This is a genomic window from Cupriavidus sp. GW823-FHT07B10 (genome assembly GCF_058794355.1).
The window spans coordinates 154,230-169,558 of the sequence record NZ_JBXAGS010000012.1 but is presented as its reverse complement, the minus strand read 5'-3'; the positions used below and the strand labels follow the sequence as shown (position 1 = coordinate 169,558).

Sequence of the window (15,329 nt, the reverse complement as noted above, 5' to 3'; positions counted from 1 at the left end):
CATCATGGAAGTGAAAGCGATTCATCGCGGTGCCCGCATCTCCGCCCAGAAGACGCGCCTGGTCGCTGACCAGATCCGTGGTCTGCCGATCGAGCGCGCGCTCAATGTCCTGACGTTCAGCCCGAAAAAGGCTGCCGGGATCGTGAAGAAGGTGGTCGAATCGGCCATCGCCAACGCTGAGCACAACGAAGGCGCCGACATCGACGAACTGAAGGTCAAATCGATCTTCGTCGACAAGGCAACCTCGCTCAAGCGCTTCACCGCACGGGCGAAGGGCCGCGGCAACCGCATCGAGAAACAAACCTGTCACATCACTGTGACGCTCGGCAACTAAGGAGTCACGATGGGACAGAAGATTCATCCGACTGGCTTCCGCCTGGCTGTCAGCCGTAACTGGGCTTCGCGCTGGTACGCCAGCAACACGAAGTTCGCCGGCATGCTGAAGGAAGACATCGAAGTTCGGGACTTCCTGAAGAAGAAGCTGAAGAACGCATCGGTTGGCCGCGTCGTGATCGAGCGCCCCGCCCGCAATGCACGCATCACCATCTACAGCTCGCGTCCGGGCGTGGTGATCGGCAAGAAGGGTGAGGACATCGAACTGCTCAAGGCTGAACTGCAGCGTCGCATGGGCGTGCCCGTGCACGTGAACATCGAGGAAATCCGCAAGCCGGAAACCGATGCTCAGCTGATCGCCGATTCGATCACCCAGCAGCTCGAGCGCCGCATCATGTTCCGCCGCGCCATGAAGCGCGCCATGCAGAACGCGATGCGCCTGGGCGCCCAGGGTATCAAGATCATGAGCGCCGGCCGTCTGAACGGTATCGAAATCGCACGTACCGAGTGGTACCGCGAAGGCCGTGTGCCCCTGCACACCCTGCGCGCCGACATCGACTACGGCTTCTCCGAAGCAGAAACCACCTACGGCATCATCGGTGTCAAGGTGTGGGTCTACAAGGGTGATCACCTCGGCCGCAACGACGCGCCGGTGGTGGAAGAGCCGCAGGACGACCGTCGTCGTCGCCCGGGTCGTCCGGAAGGCCGCCGCCGTGAAGGCGAAGGCCGTCCGGGTGGCAACCGCCGCGGCGGTGCCGGTGCCGGTCGCCGCGCTGCGCCTGGCGCAGATGCGAAGAGTGGAGAATAACGATGCTGCAACCTAAGCGCAGAAAATACCGCAAGGAGCAGAAAGGCCGCAACACGGGTAAGGCTACCCGTGGTAACGCCGTGTCTTTCGGCGAATTCGGCCTGAAGGCCATGGGCCGTGGCCGCCTGACCGCTCGTCAGATCGAGTCGGCACGTCGTGCGATGACCCGCCACATCAAGCGTGGCGGCCGCATCTGGATCCGGATTTTCCCGGACAAGCCGATCTCGAAGAAGCCTGCCGAAGTCCGTATGGGTAACGGTAAGGGCAATCCGGAGTACTACGTGGCTGAAATCCAGCCGGGTAAGATGCTGTACGAAATGGATGGCGTGAGCGAAGACCTGGCACGTGAGGCGTTCCGCCTCGCGGCCGCCAAGCTGCCGATCGCCACCAATTTCGTGGTGCGCCAGGTCGGGACGTAAGGAGAGCAGGGATGAAAGCATCCGAACTTCGCGGCAAGGACGCCGCCGGGCTGAACCAGGAGCTCTCCGAGCTGCTGAAGGCCCAATTTAGCCTGCGCATGCAAAAGGCGACCCAACAGCTGCAGAACACCAGCCAGCTGAAGAAGGTTCGCAAGGACATCGCGCGTGTGCAAACCGTGCTGACTCAAAAGGCAAACGCGAAATGACTGAAGCTGCACAAACGGAAAAGTCGCTTCGCCGTACCCTGGTCGGCCGTGTCGTGAGCGACAAGATGGACAAGACCGTTACGGTCTTGGTGGAAAACCGCGTCAAGCATCCTCTGTACGGCAAGTACGTGCTGCGTTCGAAGAAGTACCACGCACACGACGAAGCCAACCAGTACAAGGAAGGCGACAAGGTCGAGATCCAGGAAGGCCGTCCGCTGTCGCGGACCAAGTCCTGGGTGGTTTCCCGGCTGGTAGAGGCTGCACGCGTCATCTAAGAACAACACGTTCTTAGCTTGACTTGCAAGTCCAGGATTATGTAGCTATAATCCTGGACTTCCGCTTTGTTGCGTTCGCCTTTGCATTACCACCCGGGCGGGCCTGTGAAGCGAGCCAGGACCGAGCGCCCTCAACAAATAGTTGAGATCGCGTGGTTCCTACCGACTTCAAAGTTGATCAACCCATACGGAGCTGGCGCAATGCCGGAGCCGACGGGACCAAGACTGACCGATGGGCGCTTTTTGCACCTGACGGATTAAGTTGGGAAGACAAACACCATGATTCAGACAGAAAGCCGGCTCGAAGTAGCCGATAACACTGGTGCGCGCGAAGTGCTGTGCATCAAGGTGCTGGGTGGCTCCAAGCGCCGCTACGCAAGCGTTGGCGACATCATCAAGGTGACCGTCAAGGACGCAGCGCCGCGCGGTCGCGTGAAGAAGGGCGACATCTACAACGCCGTCGTCGTGCGTACCGCCAAGGGCGTGCGCCGCGCTGACGGTTCGCTGATCAAGTTCGACGGCAACGCCGCCGTCCTGCTGAACAACAAGCTCGAGCCGATCGGCACCCGTATCTTCGGGCCGGTGACTCGTGAACTCCGTACCGAGCGCTTCATGAAGATCGTGTCGCTCGCTCCGGAAGTGCTGTAAGGAGCCGCCATGAACAAGATTCGCAAAGGCGACGAAGTCATTGTGCTGACCGGCAAGGACAAGGGCAAGCGCGGTACCGTGCAAGCCGTCCTGGGCGACAAGGTTGCGGTGCAAGGCGTGAACATCGCCAAGAAGCATGCCCGCCCGAACCCGATGCTGGGCACTACCGGTGGTGTGGTCGACAAGGTCATGCCCCTGCATATTTCCAACGTTGCGCTCGTGGATGCCAATGGCAAGCCGTCGCGCGTCGGCATCAAGGTGGAAGACGGCAAGCGCGTGCGCGTGCTGAAGACCACCGGCGCCGTCGTGGCAGCTTGATTCTGGGCACGTATAGGAGTTGAGCATGGCAGCACGTCTGCAAGAGTTTTACAAAGAACAGGTTGTGCCGAAGCTGATCGAACAGTTCGGCTACAAGTCGGTCATGGAAGTGCCGCGCATCACCAAGATCACCCTGAACATGGGTCTTGGCGAAGCCATCAATGACAAGAAGATCATTGAGAACGCCGTCGGCGACCTGACCAAGATCGCCGGTCAGAAGCCGGTCGTGACGAAGGCCAAGAAGGCTATCGCCGGCTTCAAGATCCGTCAGGGCTACCCCATCGGTGCGATGGTGACCCTGCGCGGCGAGCGCATGTTCGAATTCCTCGATCGTTTCGTTACCGTGGCCCTGCCGCGCGTGCGTGACTTCCGTGGTGTGTCGGGCCGGTCGTTCGACGGTCGTGGCAACTACAACATCGGTGTGAAAGAGCAGATCATTTTCCCCGAAATCGAGTACGACAAGATCGACGCACTGCGTGGTCTGAACATCAGCATCACGACGACGGCAAAGAACGACGAGGAAGCCAAGGCACTCCTCGGTGCGTTCAAGTTCCCGTTCCGCAATTAAGGGGTAACCGTGGCTAAACTGGCTCTGATTGAACGTGAGAAGAAGCGCGCCAAGCTGGTGGCGAAGTATGCCGCCAAGCGCGCCAACCTCAAGGCCATTATCGATGACCAAGAGAAGTCGGAAGAAGAGCGTTACAGCGCGCGTCTCGAGCTGCAACAGCTCCCGCGCAACGCGAACCCGACTCGCCAGCGTAACCGCTGCGCGATCACCGGTCGTCCCCGCGGTACCTTCCGCAAGTTTGGCCTGGCGCGTAACAAGATCCGCGAAATCGCCTTCAAGGGCGAAATCCCGGGTCTGACGAAAGCCAGCTGGTAATTACGCACAGGCTACAGGAGAAACAGTATGAGCATGAGCGATCCTATCGCCGATATGCTGACGCGCATCCGCAACGCCCAGGGCGTGCAGAAAGCGTCGGTTGTCATGCCGTCGTCGAAGCTGAAAGTGGCAATCGCCAAGGTCCTGAAGGACGAAGGCTACATCGACGACTACGCCGTCCAGGAAGATGGCGGCAAGGCACAACTGAGCATCGGTCTCAAGTACTACGCCGGCCGTCCGGTCATCGAGCGCATTGAGCGCGTCTCGAAGCCCGGCCTGCGCGTGTACAAGGGCCGCAGCGACATCCCGCAAGTGATGAACGGCCTGGGTGTGGCGATCATTTCGACCCCGCAGGGTCTGATGACCGACCGCAAGGCTCGCGCCACTGGCGTGGGCGGCGAAGTTCTCTGCTACGTCGCTTAAGGAGAGAACCATGTCCCGTGTAGGTAAGGCTCCCATCGCGCTCCCCAAGGGCGCGGAAGTGAACGTGGCGGCTGGCGTGCTCTCCGTAAAGGGCCCGCTCGGTACGCTGTCGCAGCCGATTCACAGCCTGGTCAAGGTCAATGTCGAGAACGACACGCTGACCTTCAGCCCGGCTGACGAATCGCGTGAAGCAAACGCTCTGCAGGGCACCATGCGTGCTCTGGTGGCCAACATGGTCAAGGGCGTAACCACCGGTTTCGAGCGCAAGCTGAACCTCGTCGGCGTGGGCTATCGTGCCCAGCTGCAAGGCGCTGCGCTGAAGCTCCAGCTTGGTTTCTCGCACGACGTGATCCATGAGATGCCGGAAGGCGTGAAGGCGGAAACGCCGACGCAGACCGAGATCATCATCAAGGGTGCGGACAAGCAGAAAGTCGGTCAGGTTGCCGCGGAAGTCCGCGCGTACCGCCCGCCTGAGCCCTACAAGGGCAAGGGTGTGCGTTACTCGGACGAGCGCGTCATCCTGAAGGAAACCAAGAAGAAGTAAGGGGTGCAATGATGAACAAGAAAGACGCTCGTTTGCGCCGTGCACGTCAGACCCGCGCCAAGATCGCGGAGATGAAAGTCAATCGTCTGACCGTGTTCCGTACGAATTCGCATATTTACGCCCAGGTTTTCTCGGAGTGCGGCACCAAGGTGCTGGCTTCCGCGTCGACCGCCGAGGTGGAAGTGCGCAAGGAACTGGATGGCAAGGGCGCTACCGCCGCTGCCGCCACCGTGGTTGGCAAGCGCATCGCCGAGAAGGCGAAGGCTGCCGGCGTGGAAACTGTCGCGTTCGATCGCGCCGGCTTCCGTTTCCATGGCCGCGTCAAGGCCCTGGCAGACGCCGCCCGCGAAGCCGGCCTGAAGTTCTAAGCGCATAGAGAGAGATACGTCATGGCAAAGATGCAAGCAAAAGTCCAACAGGACGAACGCGACGACGGCCTCCGCGAGAAGATGATCTCGGTCAACCGCGTCACCAAGGTGGTGAAGGGTGGCCGGATTCTCGGTTTCGCTGCGCTGACCGTGGTTGGTGACGGCGATGGCCGCATCGGCATGGGCAAGGGCAAGGCTAAGGAAGTGCCGGTTGCTGTTCAGAAGGCAATGGACGAAGCCCGTCGCAAGATGGTCAAGGTCTCGCTGAAGAACGGCACGCTGCAACACGAAGTCGTTGGCAAGCACGGCGCCGCCAAGGTGCTGATGATGCCCGCCAAGGAAGGTACCGGCGTGATCGCCGGCGGCCCGATGCGCGCGATCTTCGAAGTGATGGGCGTCACCAACGTGGTGACCAAGTCGCACGGCTCCACCAACCCGTACAACATGGTTCGCGCCACGCTGGACGGCCTTCAGAAGATGAGCACGCCGGGCGAAATCGCCGCAAAGCGTGGCAAGTCGGTCGAAGACATCCTGGGTTAAGGTGAACGCAATGTCGCAGAAAACCGTAAAAGTGCAACTCGTGCGCAGCCTGATCGGCACGCGCGAGGATCATCGCGCCACTGTTCGTGGCCTGGGCCTGCGCCGCATCAACTCGGTGTCGGAGCTGCAGGACACGCCCGCTGTGCGCGGCATGATCAACAAGGTCTCGTACCTGGTCAAGGTTCTGGCCTGATACCGGGAACTCGGAGAGCAAGATGCAACTGAACAACCTGAAACCGGCCGCCGGTTCGAAGCACGCCAAGCGTCGCGTCGGTCGCGGTATCGGCTCCGGCCTGGGCAAGACTGCCGGTCGCGGTCACAAGGGTCAGAAGTCGCGTTCGGGCGGCTTCCACAAGGTGGGCTTCGAAGGCGGTCAAATGCCGCTGTATCGTCGCCTGCCCAAGCGCGGCTTCACCTCGCTGACCAAGGCGTTCAACGCCGAAGTCACGCTGCGTGACATCGAGCGCCTGGAAGCGGCCGAAGTCGACCTGCTGGTCCTGAAGCAAGCTGGCCTGGTGGGCGAGCTGGTCAAGAGCGCCAAGGTCATCAAGGCTGGCGAACTGACCCGCAAGGTGACGATCAAGGGTCTGGGCGCCACCGCTGGCGCCAAGGCCGCGATCGAAGCCGCCGGCGGCCAGATCGCAGCCTGACAGGCATTTATCGCAGCATAGGCAGTTATAGTCGGAGCATCGTTTGGCCACGGCGAAACCCAATGCAAGCGCGCAAGCCAGGAACACGGCGAAGTACGGCGACCTCAAGCGCCGGCTGATGTTCCTGGTGCTGGCCCTGATCGTGTACCGCATCGGCGCTCATATTCCGGTGCCCGGTATCGATCCGGAGCAGCTTGCGAAGCTTTTCCAGAGTCAGTCGGGTGGCATCCTCGGGATGTTCAACCTGTTCTCGGGCGGGGCGCTGTCGCGCTTTACCGTCTTCGCGCTCGGCATCATGCCGTACATCTCGGCGTCGATCATCATGCAGTTGCTGACGATCGTGCTGCCGCAGCTGGAGGCGCTGAAGAAGGAAGGGCAGGCAGGGCAACGCAAGATCACGCAGTACACGCGCTACGGCACCGTGGTCCTGGCCACGTTCCAGGCGCTGTCGATTGCGGTGGCGCTGGAGTCGCAGCCTGGGCTGGTGCTGGATCCGGGCCTGATGTTCCGGGCCACGGCAGTGATTACGCTGGTGACCGGCACGATGTTCCTGATGTGGCTGGGTGAGCAGATCACCGAGCGTGGTCTGGGCAACGGCATCTCGATCATCATCTTCGGCGGTATCGCGGCGGGCCTGCCCAACGCGATCGGCGGACTGTTCGAACTGGTCCGCACGGGTTCCATGAGCATCATCGCAGCGATTTTCATCGTGGCGATCGTGATCGGTGTGACCTTCGCCGTGGTGTTCGTCGAGCGAGGCCAGCGCAAGATCCTGGTGAACTATGCCAAGCGTCAGGTCGGCAACAAGGTGTACGGCGGCCAGTCGTCGCACCTGCCGCTGAAGCTGAACATGGCAGGGGTGATTCCGCCGATCTTCGCATCGTCGATCATCCTGTTCCCGGCGACGATCGCGGGCTGGTTCACGTCCGATGCGACGGGCTCGGTTGGCGGGTTCATCAAGGACCTGGCTGCCACGCTGTCGCCGGGCCAGCCGGTCTACATCCTGCTGTACGCTGCTGCGATTGTATTTTTCTGCTTCTTCTACACGGCCCTGGTGTACAACAGCCGTGAAGTGGCAGACAACCTGAAGAAAAGCGGTGCCTTCATTCCGGGCATTCGTCCGGGCGAGCAGACGACGCGCTATATCGACAAGATTCTGGTGCGCCTGACGCTGGCTGGTGCGGTCTATATCACACTGGTCTGCCTGTTGCCGGAATTCCTGGTGCTGCGGTGGAACGTTCCGTTCTACTTTGGCGGAACCTCGCTGCTGATCATCGTGGTCGTCACGATGGACTTCATGGCTCAGGTTCAGTCTTACGTGATGTCGCAGCAATATGAGTCGCTGCTGAAGAAGGCGAATTTCAAGGGCAATCTGACCTTGCGCTGACTTCGGATCGGTACAGGCTAGGTATGGCAAAAGACGACGTCATCCAGATGCAGGGGGAGGTCCTGGAAAACCTTCCCAATGCGACGTTCCGGGTCAAGTTGGAAAATGGCCATGTAGTACTGGGCCATATCTCCGGCAAGATGCGAATGAACTACATCCGGATTCTTCCGGGTGACAAGGTGACGGTCGAGCTGACCCCATATGATCTGTCGCGCGCACGAATCGTCTTCCGGACGAAGTGAGCGAACAGGAATTGAAGGAAGAGGAAAATTATGAAAGTGCTGGCTTCTGTTAAGCGCATTTGCCGCAACTGCAAAATCATCAAGCGCAACGGTGTCGTGCGCGTGATCTGCTCGTCGGATCCCCGCCACAAGCAACGCCAAGGCTAATCGGAAAGAGGATTGACGAATGGCACGTATCGCAGGGGTTAACATCCCGAACCACAAGCACACCGAAATCGGCCTGACGGCCATTTATGGTGTCGGCCGCTCGCGCGCTCGCAAGATTTGCGAGGCCACCGGTGTACCGTTTGACAAGAAGGTCAAGGATCTGACCGACGCCGACCTGGAAAAGCTTCGTGACGAAGTGGGCAAGGTCACGGTCGAGGGTGACCTGCGTCGTGAAACCACGATGAACATCAAGCGTCTGATGGACCTTGGTTGCTATCGTGGCATGCGTCACCGCAAGGGCCTGCCCATGCGCGGTCAGCGTACCCGGACCAATGCCCGCACCCGCAAGGGTCCGCGCAAGGCCGGCGTGGCTCTGAAGAAGTAAAGCCGAAGGCAGAGGAAGAAACTAATGGCAAAAGGTCCGAATAACGCCGCTCGCGCGCGTAAAAAGGTCAAGAAGAACGTTGCCGACGGCATTGCGCACGTCCACGCCTCGTTCAACAACACCATCATCACGATCACCGACCGCCAGGGCAACGCCCTGTCGTGGGCGACCGCCGGTGGCCAGGGCTTCAAGGGTTCGCGCAAGTCGACCCCGTTCGCTGCCCAGGTTGCTGCCGAGAACGCCGGTCGCGTGGCGCAAGACCAGGGCATCAAGAACCTGGAAGTGCGCATCAAGGGCCCCGGCCCGGGTCGTGAATCGGCTGTCCGCGCGCTGAACGCGCTGGGCATCAAGATCGCGATCATCGAAGACGTCACGCCGATTCCGCACAACGGCTGCCGTCCGCCGAAGCGCCGCCGCATCTGAGCGTTGGTGTGTCCGGGCCCGGTGGGTTTACCTGCCGGTTTCGGATATGGTAGTATCGCGCGTTGACCTGCTGCATTTTAATGCGGCAGGTTTTCGTTTTGCGTCGAGGGAATGTCTCTTGCGGCACATTCCCATGCCGGCGCACTGTAAATGCTTGCAGCGTCGTACCCGGCAACGGGGCGCGCTTAATAAGCCCACCGTCCGTCACGGTCTCCCCGGGTGCAGAATTGCACTGCGGAAGTACTGCGTTGACGGACTCGCGGCGCGTCTTGAAGGCGTCGCGATCGATCAAAGGAAGACAACGTGGCACGTTATACCGGCCCGAAGGCCAAACTTTCCCGCCGTGAAGGCACCGACCTGTTCCTGAAGAGCGCCCGTCGCTCGCTCGCCGACAAGTGCAAGCTGGACAGCAAGCCGGGCCAGCACGGCCGCACCTCGGGTGCACGCACCTCCGACTACGGCAACCAGCTGCGTGAAAAGCAGAAGGTCAAGCGCATCTACGGTGTGCTCGAGCGCCAGTTCCGCCGCTACTTCGCCGAAGCCGACCGCCGCAAGGGCAACACCGGCGAAAACCTGCTGCAACTGCTGGAATCGCGCCTGGACAACGTTGTGTACCGCATGGGCTTTGGCTCGACCCGCGCTGAAGCGCGCCAGCTGGTGTCGCACAAGGCGATCCTGGTGAACGGTCAGACCCTGAACGTGCCGTCGGCCCAGATCAAGTCTGGCGACGTCGTCACCATCCGCGAACAGTCGAAGAAGCAAGTCCGTATCGCTGAAGCGCTGTCGCTGGCCGAGCAGTCGGGCTTCCCGACCTGGGTGGCGGTGGATTCGAAGAAGTTCGAAGGTACCTTCAAGCAAGTGCCGGATCGCGCCGATATCTCGGGCGACATCAACGAAAGCCTGATCGTCGAACTGTACTCGCGTTAATCACGCGAGCGGAACGGCCCAGAGCTTGCGTTCGCCGCAAAGCTTCCCTTCCAGCCCGACGCGCTGTACGCGCGGTCGGGCTTCGCCCATCTCGCGATGGGATTTTCAGGTTCCAAACGTCAGCCTTATCGGTGTAACGAGCCGAGGGTATTGAAAAGGACAACCTAATGCAAACAGCACTCCTCAAGCCAAAAATCATCGCCGTCGAGCCTCTGGGCGACCATCACGCCAAAGTCGTGATGGAGCCGTTCGAGCGCGGCTACGGCCATACGCTCGGTAACGCCCTGCGTCGCGTGCTGCTGTCGTCGATGGTCGGCTATGCACCGACCGAAGTCACGATCGCTGGGGTGGTCCACGAGTATTCCACCATCGACGGCGTGCAGGAAGACGTCGTCAACCTGCTGCTCAATCTGAAGGGCGTGGTGTTCAAGCTGCACAACCGCGACGAAGTCACGGTGTCGCTGCGCAAGGATGGCGAAGGCGTGGTCACGGCTGCCGATATCGAGCTGCCGCACGACGTCGAGATCATCAACCCGAACCACGTGATCGCCCATCTGTCCGCCGGCGGCAAGCTGGACATGCAGATCAAGGTCGAGCAAGGCCGCGGCTATGTGCCGGGCAACGTGCGCAAGTTCGGCGACGAGTCGGGCAAGGTCATCGGCCGCATCGTGCTGGACGCTTCGTTCTCGCCGGTGCGCCGCGTCTCGTACGCGGTTGAATCCGCTCGCGTGGAACAGCGTACCGACCTGGACAAGCTGGTGATGAACATCGAAACCGACGGCGTGATCTCGCCCGAGGAAGCGATCCGCCAGTCGGCCCGCATCCTGGTCGACCAGCTGTCCGTGTTCGCCGCGCTGGAAGGCACCGAGTCGGCAGCCGAGGCTGCATCGAGCCGCACGCCGCAGATCGATCCGATCCTGCTGCGCCCGGTCGACGACCTGGAGCTGACGGTGCGTTCGGCCAACTGCCTGAAGGCCGAGAACATCTACTACATCGGCGACCTGATCCAGCGTACCGAGAACGAACTGCTCAAGACCCCGAACCTGGGTCGCAAGTCGCTCAACGAGATCAAGGAAGTCCTCGCATCGCGTGGCCTGACCCTCGGCATGAAGCTCGAGAACTGGCCGCCCGCAGGTCTGGAGAAGTAATTGTGGCGCGGGGCATTGGTCCCGCACCGCGGTAACCGCCCTGGCTTCGTGCCAGGGCTCGTATGACTACCGGCCCGCGTCCAGCCGCATCGGACGATAGAAGAGCTGGTCAAACACTTAACTGAAAGGAATCATCATGCGTCACCGTCATGGTCTGCGGAAACTGAACCGCACCTCGTCGCACCGTCTCGCGATGCTGCGCAACATGTCCAACTCGCTGTTCCAGCACGAGCTGATCAAGACCACCGTGCCCAAGGCCAAGGAACTGCGCAAGGTTGTCGAGCCGCTGATCACGCTGGCCAAGAAGGACACCGTTGCCAACCGCCGCCTGGCTTTCGCCCGTCTGCGCGACCGCGACATGGTCACCAAGCTGTTCACCGAACTGGGCCCGCGCTACGCCACCCGTCCGGGCGGCTACACCCGCATCCTGAAGTTCGGTTTCCGTCAGGGCGACAATGCGCCGATGGCGCTGGTCGAACTGGTGGATCGTCCGGAAATCACCGAAGCCCCGGCTGAAGAAGCCGCGGAATAAGGTAGTTTCCCGCCCGCCGCTGCGGCGACGGGTACGGGCACACCGCTTACAATCGAGCCAGGCATCTGCCTGGCTCTTTTGTTTTTGGGCCGCCGCCGTGCCTGCCGCAAGGAGATGTCGATGCAAAGCCATGCCAGCCAGCCGGATGCCGGCGCCCCGGGCGATCCGGCCGAGGTGATCGTCGTGATCACCAATACTCCAGATGCCGAGACCGCGGCGCACCTGTCGCAGGTAGTGCTGGAGGCGCGCGCCGCCGCCTGCGTGAACCGCCTGGCGCCGGTCGAGTCCGAGTACTGGTGGCAGGGCAAGCTGGAGCGCGCGCAGGAGTGGCCGCTGCTGATCAAGACCACGCGTGCACGTTACGCTGCGCTGGAGGCCGTGATCCGGCAACATCACCCCTACGACGTGCCGGAACTCATAGCGTGGCCGGTGACGGCCGGTTACGCGCCGTACCTGGCCTGGGTCAGCAGCGAGACCGAGACCGCCTCAGGGCCGGCAAAGTAGGGGCAACCGCGCCCGCAGCGCAGCAGCAGGTACGCCGCCCCCCCAAGTTCAAGACAGACAGGAAACAGCGAGATGACAATCGGTTTGGCACTTCCGGAGCGCGCGCGCGGGCAGGTCTGGGCGCGGCATATTGCCGCAGCGCTGCTGGCGGCATTGGCCTGGGTGTGCCTGGCGGGCGGCGCGCATGCCGCCACCGAAGACGACTTCCTGCCGCCGGAGCAGGCCTTCCGCTTCGCCGCGAGCCAGCTTGACGACAAGACTGTCGAGGTACGCTTCGAGGTTGCCCCCGGCTACTACATGTACCGCGAGCGCTTCGCCTTTGCCGCGCAACCCGCCGACGTGAAGCTGGGAATGCCGGCGTATCCGCCGGGCAAGGTCAAGTTCGACGAGACCTTCGGCAAGGAGATGGAGACCTACCGCGACAGCGTGGTCATCCGCGTGCCGGTGGAGGCGGCGCCGGCCGACGGCAAGTGGTCGCTGACGGTCACCTCGCAGGGCTGCGCCGACAAGGGCCTGTGCTATCCGCCGATGGAGAGCGTGTACAAGGTCGGCGGCAGCGGGCTGGCCGACCTGTTCGGCAAGCGCGGGCGCTCGGATGCGCCGGCGGCCGTGCCTGCCCCTGCGCCAGCCGCCCCCGCGGTGCTGCGCGCCGACGACAGCGACCGCATCGCCGGCGCGCTGGCGAGCCGCAACCTGGCCCTGATCGCCGCGCTGTTCTTCGGCCTGGGCCTGCTGCTGACGTTCACTCCATGCGTGCTGCCGATGGTGCCGATCCTGTCCTCGATCGTGGTGGGCGAGCACGTCACGCGCGGCCGTGCGCTGGTGGTGTCGCTGGCCTACGTGCTGGGCATGGCGGTGGTGTACACCGCGGTCGGCGTGGCTGCCGGGCTGCTGGGCGAGGGCCTGTCGGCCGCGCTGCAGACACCGTGGGTGCTGGGCCTGTTCGCAGCGCTGATGGTGGCCCTGGCGCTGTCGATGTTCGGGCTGTACGAGCTGCAACTGCCGCAGCGCTGGCAGACCCGCCTGACCGAATCGTCGAACCGCCGCCAGGGCGGCCAGGTGGCGGGTGCGGCGGCAATGGGCGCGATCTCGGCGCTGATCGTCGGGCCCTGCGTCACCGCGCCGCTGGCCGGGGCGCTGGCCTATATCGCGCAATCCCGCGACGCCGTGATCGGCGGCGCGGCGCTGTTCGCCATGGCGCTCGGCATGGGCGTGCCGCTGGTGCTGGTGGGCGTGGGCGCGGGCAATCTGCTGCCGCGGGCCGGGCGCTGGATGGAGGTCACCAAGCGCTTCTTCGGCTTCCTGCTGCTGGGTGTGGCACTGTGGATGCTGGGGCCGGTGCTGCCGGCCTGGGCCTCGATGCTGGCGCTGGCGGCGCTGCTGCTGGTGGCGGCGGTATTCCTGGGCGCCTTTGACGGCCTGGGCCCGGATCCGCGCAACCTGGCGCGGGTGGGCAAGGGCGTGGGCGTGCTGTTCGCGATCGCAGCGGCCATCGTGCTGATCGGCGTGGCTTCGGGCGGGCGCGATCCGCTGCAGCCGCTGTCGCACTTGAGCGTGGCACGCGGTGGCGCGGAAGCCGCTGCCGGCGCACAGGCGGTGCGCTTCGAGCGCGTGCGCAGCGTGGCCGAGCTCGATGCCCGCGTGGCGCAGGCCGCCGCCGCAGGCAAACCGGTGCTGCTGGATTTCTACGCCGACTGGTGCGTCAGCTGCAAGGAAATGGAGCGCATGACCTTCGTCGATCCGCGCGTGCGCGCGCGGCTGTCCGAGATCGTGCTGCTGCAGGCGGACGTGACCGCCAACAATGCCGACGACAAGGCGCTGCTCAAGCGCTTCGGCCTGTTCGGGCCGCCCGGCATCATCCTGTTCGGGCCTGACGGGCGCGAGCGCCCGGTGCGCGTGATCGGCTACCAGTCGGCCAACCGCTTCCTGGAAAGCCTGGAGCGGGCCTTCGGCACGCGTACCAGCACCTGACGCGTACCTAGTGCTGCGCGGTGGCTACCGTTCCAGCCGCCGCCCCAGCGCCCACAGCGCGGCCAGCCCCAGCGCCACGGCGCCCATCAGGCCGATCGACCACCAGAACCCGTGCGGCTCGCGCAGCCAGGGCATGCGGTCGAAGTTCATGCCGAAGACACCGGTGATCAGCGTCAGCGGCATGAACAGCGCCGTGATCAGCGTCAGCGCGCGCATGGTGCGGTTGGTCCGGTGCGCCACCGCGGAGAAGTGGATCTGCACCGCCGACTCGATCGAATCCTCCAGCCGGCGCGCGTGCGCCAGCACGCGCTGGATATGCTCCATCACGTCGTTGATGCGCACCAGCAGCACCTCGTCACGCCCCGGCGCATTGGCCGGGCCGCCGGGCTGGTCGCTGCTGAAGCGGTTGTCGAGCAGGCTGTCGCGGAATTCCTGCAGCGCGTCGCGTTGCTCTTCGCTCAGGTGCTCCAGCTTGCGCAGCTGGATGCGGGCATCCAGCAGTCCCTCCCAGCTTGAGAAGCTGCGGCGCGAATTGAGCAGCGCGCGCTGCCAGCGGTCGAGCTGGCGCGTCAGCGGCGCGCGCAGTTCCAGGTAACGGTCGACCATCGCATTGAGCAGGCGCAGCATCAGGTCCTCGGGCCGGCTGGGCGGGCGCACGCCGTGCAGCAGCGGCTGGCCATTGCCACGCACGGGCGTGGCCTGCGGGCGTGGTGCCTGGCATAGCTCGATCAGACGCTGGCGCACCTGGTCAACGGTGCGCGATTGCCCCGAGCGCACCGTGACCAGCACCGTGTCGAACACGAAAAACGTGACCGGCTGGGTGTCGATCTTGGCCAGTGCCGGGAGGAAGCCGGGCGGATAGCGCTTCTGGCGGGCGGCGGACTCGGCAGCGGACGGCTTCGCCGTGCCGGCCACAGGGTCCTGCGGCTCGGCCTCGGCGATGGCGCGGCTGGTCTCGAAGGTGAGCTTGCGGAAGATCACCATGTCGTATGCATTGGTCGTGTCGAAATACGACGGATGCGCGGCATTGGTGGCGTCGGCCAGGTGCAGGTCCAGGATCGGCGCGCCGGCAAGCTGGCGCATGCTCTCGCGCCAGGCATCCGGCGCGGCGGTGACTTCTTCGGTGGAGAAATCCGCCCAGACGAACAGCGACGCGGCATTGCTGCCGAGGAAGTTGCCCGCCTCGGTGAGCGAGGCGAGCGGGTGTACCTGGCTGGCCGAGAAGCCTAGCAGTTCCATAGGCGCTCT

26 protein-coding genes are annotated in these 15,329 nt (G+C 63.2%); 25 read left to right on the top strand and 1 reads right to left on the bottom strand.

Annotated elements, in window-relative coordinates; translation table 11 throughout:
• The first annotated feature begins 4 nt into the window (after nucleotides 1-4).
• The 25 genes from rplV to dsbD all read left to right on the top strand — a co-directional run bounded on the left by rplV (nucleotide 5) and on the right by dsbD (nucleotide 14,081).
• Nucleotides 5-334, top strand: a complete 330-nt coding sequence (gene rplV, locus AC1Q6V_RS23590) for a 50S ribosomal protein L22 (RefSeq protein WP_010812393.1) — start codon at nucleotides 5-7, stop codon at nucleotides 332-334.
• Nucleotides 335-343: 9 nt separating this feature from the next.
• Nucleotides 344-1,141: a 30S ribosomal protein S3 gene (gene rpsC, locus AC1Q6V_RS23585; protein WP_010812392.1), complete on the top strand. Its 798-nt coding sequence runs from the start codon at nucleotides 344-346 to the stop codon at nucleotides 1,139-1,141.
• Nucleotides 1,142-1,143: 2 nt separating this feature from the next.
• On the top strand, nucleotides 1,144-1,560 hold the full coding sequence (rplP, locus tag AC1Q6V_RS23580) for a 50S ribosomal protein L16 (RefSeq protein ID WP_010812391.1): 417 nt from the start codon (nucleotides 1,144-1,146) through the stop codon (nucleotides 1,558-1,560).
• An 11-nt stretch (nucleotides 1,561-1,571) separates the two neighbouring features.
• Entirely contained in the window at nucleotides 1,572-1,766 is a 195-nt protein-coding gene (gene rpmC, locus AC1Q6V_RS23575) for a 50S ribosomal protein L29 (RefSeq protein WP_010812390.1), read from the top strand.
• Nucleotides 1,763-2,041, top strand: coding sequence for a 30S ribosomal protein S17 (gene rpsQ / locus AC1Q6V_RS23570; RefSeq protein ID WP_010812389.1), 279 nt, complete (start codon nucleotides 1,763-1,765; stop codon nucleotides 2,039-2,041). The genes rpmC and rpsQ overlap by 4 nt, the downstream gene beginning before the upstream one ends.
• Before the next feature lie 279 nt (nucleotides 2,042-2,320).
• Nucleotides 2,321-2,689, top strand: coding sequence for a 50S ribosomal protein L14 (gene rplN, locus AC1Q6V_RS23565; protein WP_010812388.1), 369 nt, complete (start codon nucleotides 2,321-2,323; stop codon nucleotides 2,687-2,689).
• Between the two features lie 9 nt (nucleotides 2,690-2,698).
• The gene (gene rplX, locus AC1Q6V_RS23560) at nucleotides 2,699-3,007 is read left to right on the top strand and encodes a 50S ribosomal protein L24 (protein WP_010812387.1); all 309 of its coding nucleotides are present in this window, start codon (nucleotides 2,699-2,701) and stop codon (nucleotides 3,005-3,007) included.
• A gap of 25 nt (nucleotides 3,008-3,032) precedes the next feature.
• Nucleotides 3,033-3,575, top strand: a complete 543-nt coding sequence (gene rplE, locus AC1Q6V_RS23555) for a 50S ribosomal protein L5 (RefSeq protein WP_010812386.1) — start codon at nucleotides 3,033-3,035, stop codon at nucleotides 3,573-3,575.
• A 9-nt stretch (nucleotides 3,576-3,584) separates the two neighbouring features.
• Nucleotides 3,585-3,890 (top strand): 30S ribosomal protein S14, encoded by a 306-nt coding sequence (gene rpsN / locus AC1Q6V_RS23550; RefSeq protein ID WP_010812385.1) that lies wholly within the window; start codon nucleotides 3,585-3,587, stop codon nucleotides 3,888-3,890.
• 27 nt (nucleotides 3,891-3,917) lie between these two features.
• Nucleotides 3,918-4,313 (top strand): 30S ribosomal protein S8, encoded by a 396-nt coding sequence (rpsH, locus tag AC1Q6V_RS23545; protein WP_010812384.1) that lies wholly within the window; start codon nucleotides 3,918-3,920, stop codon nucleotides 4,311-4,313.
• 10 nt (nucleotides 4,314-4,323) lie between these two features.
• Nucleotides 4,324-4,857, top strand: a complete 534-nt coding sequence (gene rplF, locus AC1Q6V_RS23540; RefSeq protein ID WP_010812383.1) for a 50S ribosomal protein L6 — start codon at nucleotides 4,324-4,326, stop codon at nucleotides 4,855-4,857.
• Nucleotides 4,858-4,868: 11 nt separating this feature from the next.
• Nucleotides 4,869-5,225, top strand: a complete 357-nt coding sequence (rplR, locus tag AC1Q6V_RS23535) for a 50S ribosomal protein L18 (protein WP_010812382.1) — start codon at nucleotides 4,869-4,871, stop codon at nucleotides 5,223-5,225.
• Between the two features lie 21 nt (nucleotides 5,226-5,246).
• Nucleotides 5,247-5,765, top strand: a complete 519-nt coding sequence (rpsE, locus tag AC1Q6V_RS23530) for a 30S ribosomal protein S5 (RefSeq protein WP_006160449.1) — start codon at nucleotides 5,247-5,249, stop codon at nucleotides 5,763-5,765.
• 10 nt (nucleotides 5,766-5,775) lie between these two features.
• Complete coding sequence (gene rpmD / locus AC1Q6V_RS23525) at nucleotides 5,776-5,958, top strand: 50S ribosomal protein L30 (RefSeq protein ID WP_010812381.1); 183 nt, start codon at nucleotides 5,776-5,778, stop codon at nucleotides 5,956-5,958.
• 22 nt (nucleotides 5,959-5,980) lie between these two features.
• Nucleotides 5,981-6,415: a 50S ribosomal protein L15 gene (gene rplO / locus AC1Q6V_RS23520; protein WP_010812380.1), complete on the top strand. Its 435-nt coding sequence runs from the start codon at nucleotides 5,981-5,983 to the stop codon at nucleotides 6,413-6,415.
• Nucleotides 6,416-6,458: 43 nt separating this feature from the next.
• Nucleotides 6,459-7,802 (top strand): preprotein translocase subunit SecY, encoded by a 1,344-nt coding sequence (secY, locus tag AC1Q6V_RS23515; RefSeq protein WP_010812379.1) that lies wholly within the window; start codon nucleotides 6,459-6,461, stop codon nucleotides 7,800-7,802.
• Between the two features lie 23 nt (nucleotides 7,803-7,825).
• The gene (gene infA / locus AC1Q6V_RS23510) at nucleotides 7,826-8,044 is read left to right on the top strand and encodes a translation initiation factor IF-1 (protein ID WP_010812378.1); all 219 of its coding nucleotides are present in this window, start codon (nucleotides 7,826-7,828) and stop codon (nucleotides 8,042-8,044) included.
• Between the two features lie 30 nt (nucleotides 8,045-8,074).
• Nucleotides 8,075-8,191: a 50S ribosomal protein L36 gene (rpmJ, locus tag AC1Q6V_RS23505; RefSeq protein ID WP_008642959.1), complete on the top strand. Its 117-nt coding sequence runs from the start codon at nucleotides 8,075-8,077 to the stop codon at nucleotides 8,189-8,191.
• A gap of 19 nt (nucleotides 8,192-8,210) precedes the next feature.
• Nucleotides 8,211-8,576: a 30S ribosomal protein S13 gene (gene rpsM / locus AC1Q6V_RS23500; protein WP_010812377.1), complete on the top strand. Its 366-nt coding sequence runs from the start codon at nucleotides 8,211-8,213 to the stop codon at nucleotides 8,574-8,576.
• A 24-nt stretch (nucleotides 8,577-8,600) separates the two neighbouring features.
• The gene (rpsK, locus tag AC1Q6V_RS23495; RefSeq protein ID WP_010812376.1) at nucleotides 8,601-8,999 is read left to right on the top strand and encodes a 30S ribosomal protein S11; all 399 of its coding nucleotides are present in this window, start codon (nucleotides 8,601-8,603) and stop codon (nucleotides 8,997-8,999) included.
• A 303-nt stretch (nucleotides 9,000-9,302) separates the two neighbouring features.
• Nucleotides 9,303-9,926, top strand: a complete 624-nt coding sequence (gene rpsD / locus AC1Q6V_RS23490) for a 30S ribosomal protein S4 (RefSeq protein WP_010812375.1) — start codon at nucleotides 9,303-9,305, stop codon at nucleotides 9,924-9,926.
• 167 nt (nucleotides 9,927-10,093) lie between these two features.
• Nucleotides 10,094-11,074, top strand: coding sequence for a DNA-directed RNA polymerase subunit alpha (locus AC1Q6V_RS23485; protein ID WP_010812374.1), 981 nt, complete (start codon nucleotides 10,094-10,096; stop codon nucleotides 11,072-11,074).
• Between the two features lie 136 nt (nucleotides 11,075-11,210).
• Nucleotides 11,211-11,606, top strand: a complete 396-nt coding sequence (rplQ, locus tag AC1Q6V_RS23480) for a 50S ribosomal protein L17 (RefSeq protein ID WP_010812373.1) — start codon at nucleotides 11,211-11,213, stop codon at nucleotides 11,604-11,606.
• 120 nt (nucleotides 11,607-11,726) lie between these two features.
• Nucleotides 11,727-12,110 carry a divalent-cation tolerance protein CutA gene (cutA, locus tag AC1Q6V_RS23475; protein ID WP_010812372.1) on the top strand — a complete coding sequence of 128 codons (384 nt, stop codon included), beginning with the start codon at nucleotides 11,727-11,729 and terminating at the stop codon, nucleotides 12,108-12,110.
• A 72-nt stretch (nucleotides 12,111-12,182) separates the two neighbouring features.
• Entirely contained in the window at nucleotides 12,183-14,081 is a 1,899-nt protein-coding gene (gene dsbD / locus AC1Q6V_RS23470; protein ID WP_010812371.1) for a protein-disulfide reductase DsbD, read from the top strand.
• A 24-nt stretch (nucleotides 14,082-14,105) separates the two neighbouring features.
• Here the strand turns inward: dsbD and AC1Q6V_RS23465 are convergent, their stop codons facing one another.
• Nucleotides 14,106-15,320: a magnesium transporter CorA family protein gene (locus AC1Q6V_RS23465; protein WP_058698040.1), complete on the bottom strand. Its 1,215-nt coding sequence runs from the start codon at nucleotides 15,318-15,320 to the stop codon at nucleotides 14,106-14,108.
• Nucleotides 15,321-15,329 lie beyond the last annotated feature (9 nt).

What these genes read in the sequence shown, in the direction of transcription:
- rplV (WP_010812393.1), top strand. Translation starts at nt 5, where the DNA reads ATGGAAGTGAAAGCGATTCATCGCGGTGCCCGCATCTCCGCCCAGAAG.
- rpsC (WP_010812392.1), top strand. Translation starts at nt 344, where the DNA reads ATGGGACAGAAGATTCATCCGACTGGCTTCCGCCTGGCTGTCAGCCGT.
- rplP (WP_010812391.1), top strand. Translation starts at nt 1,144, where the DNA reads ATGCTGCAACCTAAGCGCAGAAAATACCGCAAGGAGCAGAAAGGCCGC.
- rpmC (WP_010812390.1), top strand. Translation starts at nt 1,572, where the DNA reads ATGAAAGCATCCGAACTTCGCGGCAAGGACGCCGCCGGGCTGAACCAG.
- rpsQ (WP_010812389.1), top strand. Translation starts at nt 1,763, where the DNA reads ATGACTGAAGCTGCACAAACGGAAAAGTCGCTTCGCCGTACCCTGGTC.
- rplN (WP_010812388.1), top strand. Translation starts at nt 2,321, where the DNA reads ATGATTCAGACAGAAAGCCGGCTCGAAGTAGCCGATAACACTGGTGCG.
- rplX (WP_010812387.1), top strand. Translation starts at nt 2,699, where the DNA reads ATGAACAAGATTCGCAAAGGCGACGAAGTCATTGTGCTGACCGGCAAG.
- rplE (WP_010812386.1), top strand. Translation starts at nt 3,033, where the DNA reads ATGGCAGCACGTCTGCAAGAGTTTTACAAAGAACAGGTTGTGCCGAAG.
- rpsH (WP_010812384.1), top strand. Translation starts at nt 3,918, where the DNA reads ATGAGCATGAGCGATCCTATCGCCGATATGCTGACGCGCATCCGCAAC.
- rplF (WP_010812383.1), top strand. Translation starts at nt 4,324, where the DNA reads ATGTCCCGTGTAGGTAAGGCTCCCATCGCGCTCCCCAAGGGCGCGGAA.
- rplR (WP_010812382.1), top strand. Translation starts at nt 4,869, where the DNA reads ATGAACAAGAAAGACGCTCGTTTGCGCCGTGCACGTCAGACCCGCGCC.
- rpsE (WP_006160449.1), top strand. Translation starts at nt 5,247, where the DNA reads ATGGCAAAGATGCAAGCAAAAGTCCAACAGGACGAACGCGACGACGGC.
- rpmD (WP_010812381.1), top strand. Translation starts at nt 5,776, where the DNA reads ATGTCGCAGAAAACCGTAAAAGTGCAACTCGTGCGCAGCCTGATCGGC.
- rplO (WP_010812380.1), top strand. Translation starts at nt 5,981, where the DNA reads ATGCAACTGAACAACCTGAAACCGGCCGCCGGTTCGAAGCACGCCAAG.
- infA (WP_010812378.1), top strand. Translation starts at nt 7,826, where the DNA reads ATGGCAAAAGACGACGTCATCCAGATGCAGGGGGAGGTCCTGGAAAAC.
- rpmJ (WP_008642959.1), top strand. Translation starts at nt 8,075, where the DNA reads ATGAAAGTGCTGGCTTCTGTTAAGCGCATTTGCCGCAACTGCAAAATC.
- rpsM (WP_010812377.1), top strand. Translation starts at nt 8,211, where the DNA reads ATGGCACGTATCGCAGGGGTTAACATCCCGAACCACAAGCACACCGAA.
- rpsK (WP_010812376.1), top strand. Translation starts at nt 8,601, where the DNA reads ATGGCAAAAGGTCCGAATAACGCCGCTCGCGCGCGTAAAAAGGTCAAG.
- AC1Q6V_RS23485 (WP_010812374.1), top strand. Translation starts at nt 10,094, where the DNA reads ATGCAAACAGCACTCCTCAAGCCAAAAATCATCGCCGTCGAGCCTCTG.
- rplQ (WP_010812373.1), top strand. Translation starts at nt 11,211, where the DNA reads ATGCGTCACCGTCATGGTCTGCGGAAACTGAACCGCACCTCGTCGCAC.
- cutA (WP_010812372.1), top strand. Translation starts at nt 11,727, where the DNA reads ATGCAAAGCCATGCCAGCCAGCCGGATGCCGGCGCCCCGGGCGATCCG.
- dsbD (WP_010812371.1), top strand. Translation starts at nt 12,183, where the DNA reads ATGACAATCGGTTTGGCACTTCCGGAGCGCGCGCGCGGGCAGGTCTGG.
- AC1Q6V_RS23465 (WP_058698040.1), bottom strand. Translation starts at nt 15,320, where the DNA reads ATGGAACTGCTAGGCTTCTCGGCCAGCCAGGTACACCCGCTCGCCTCG.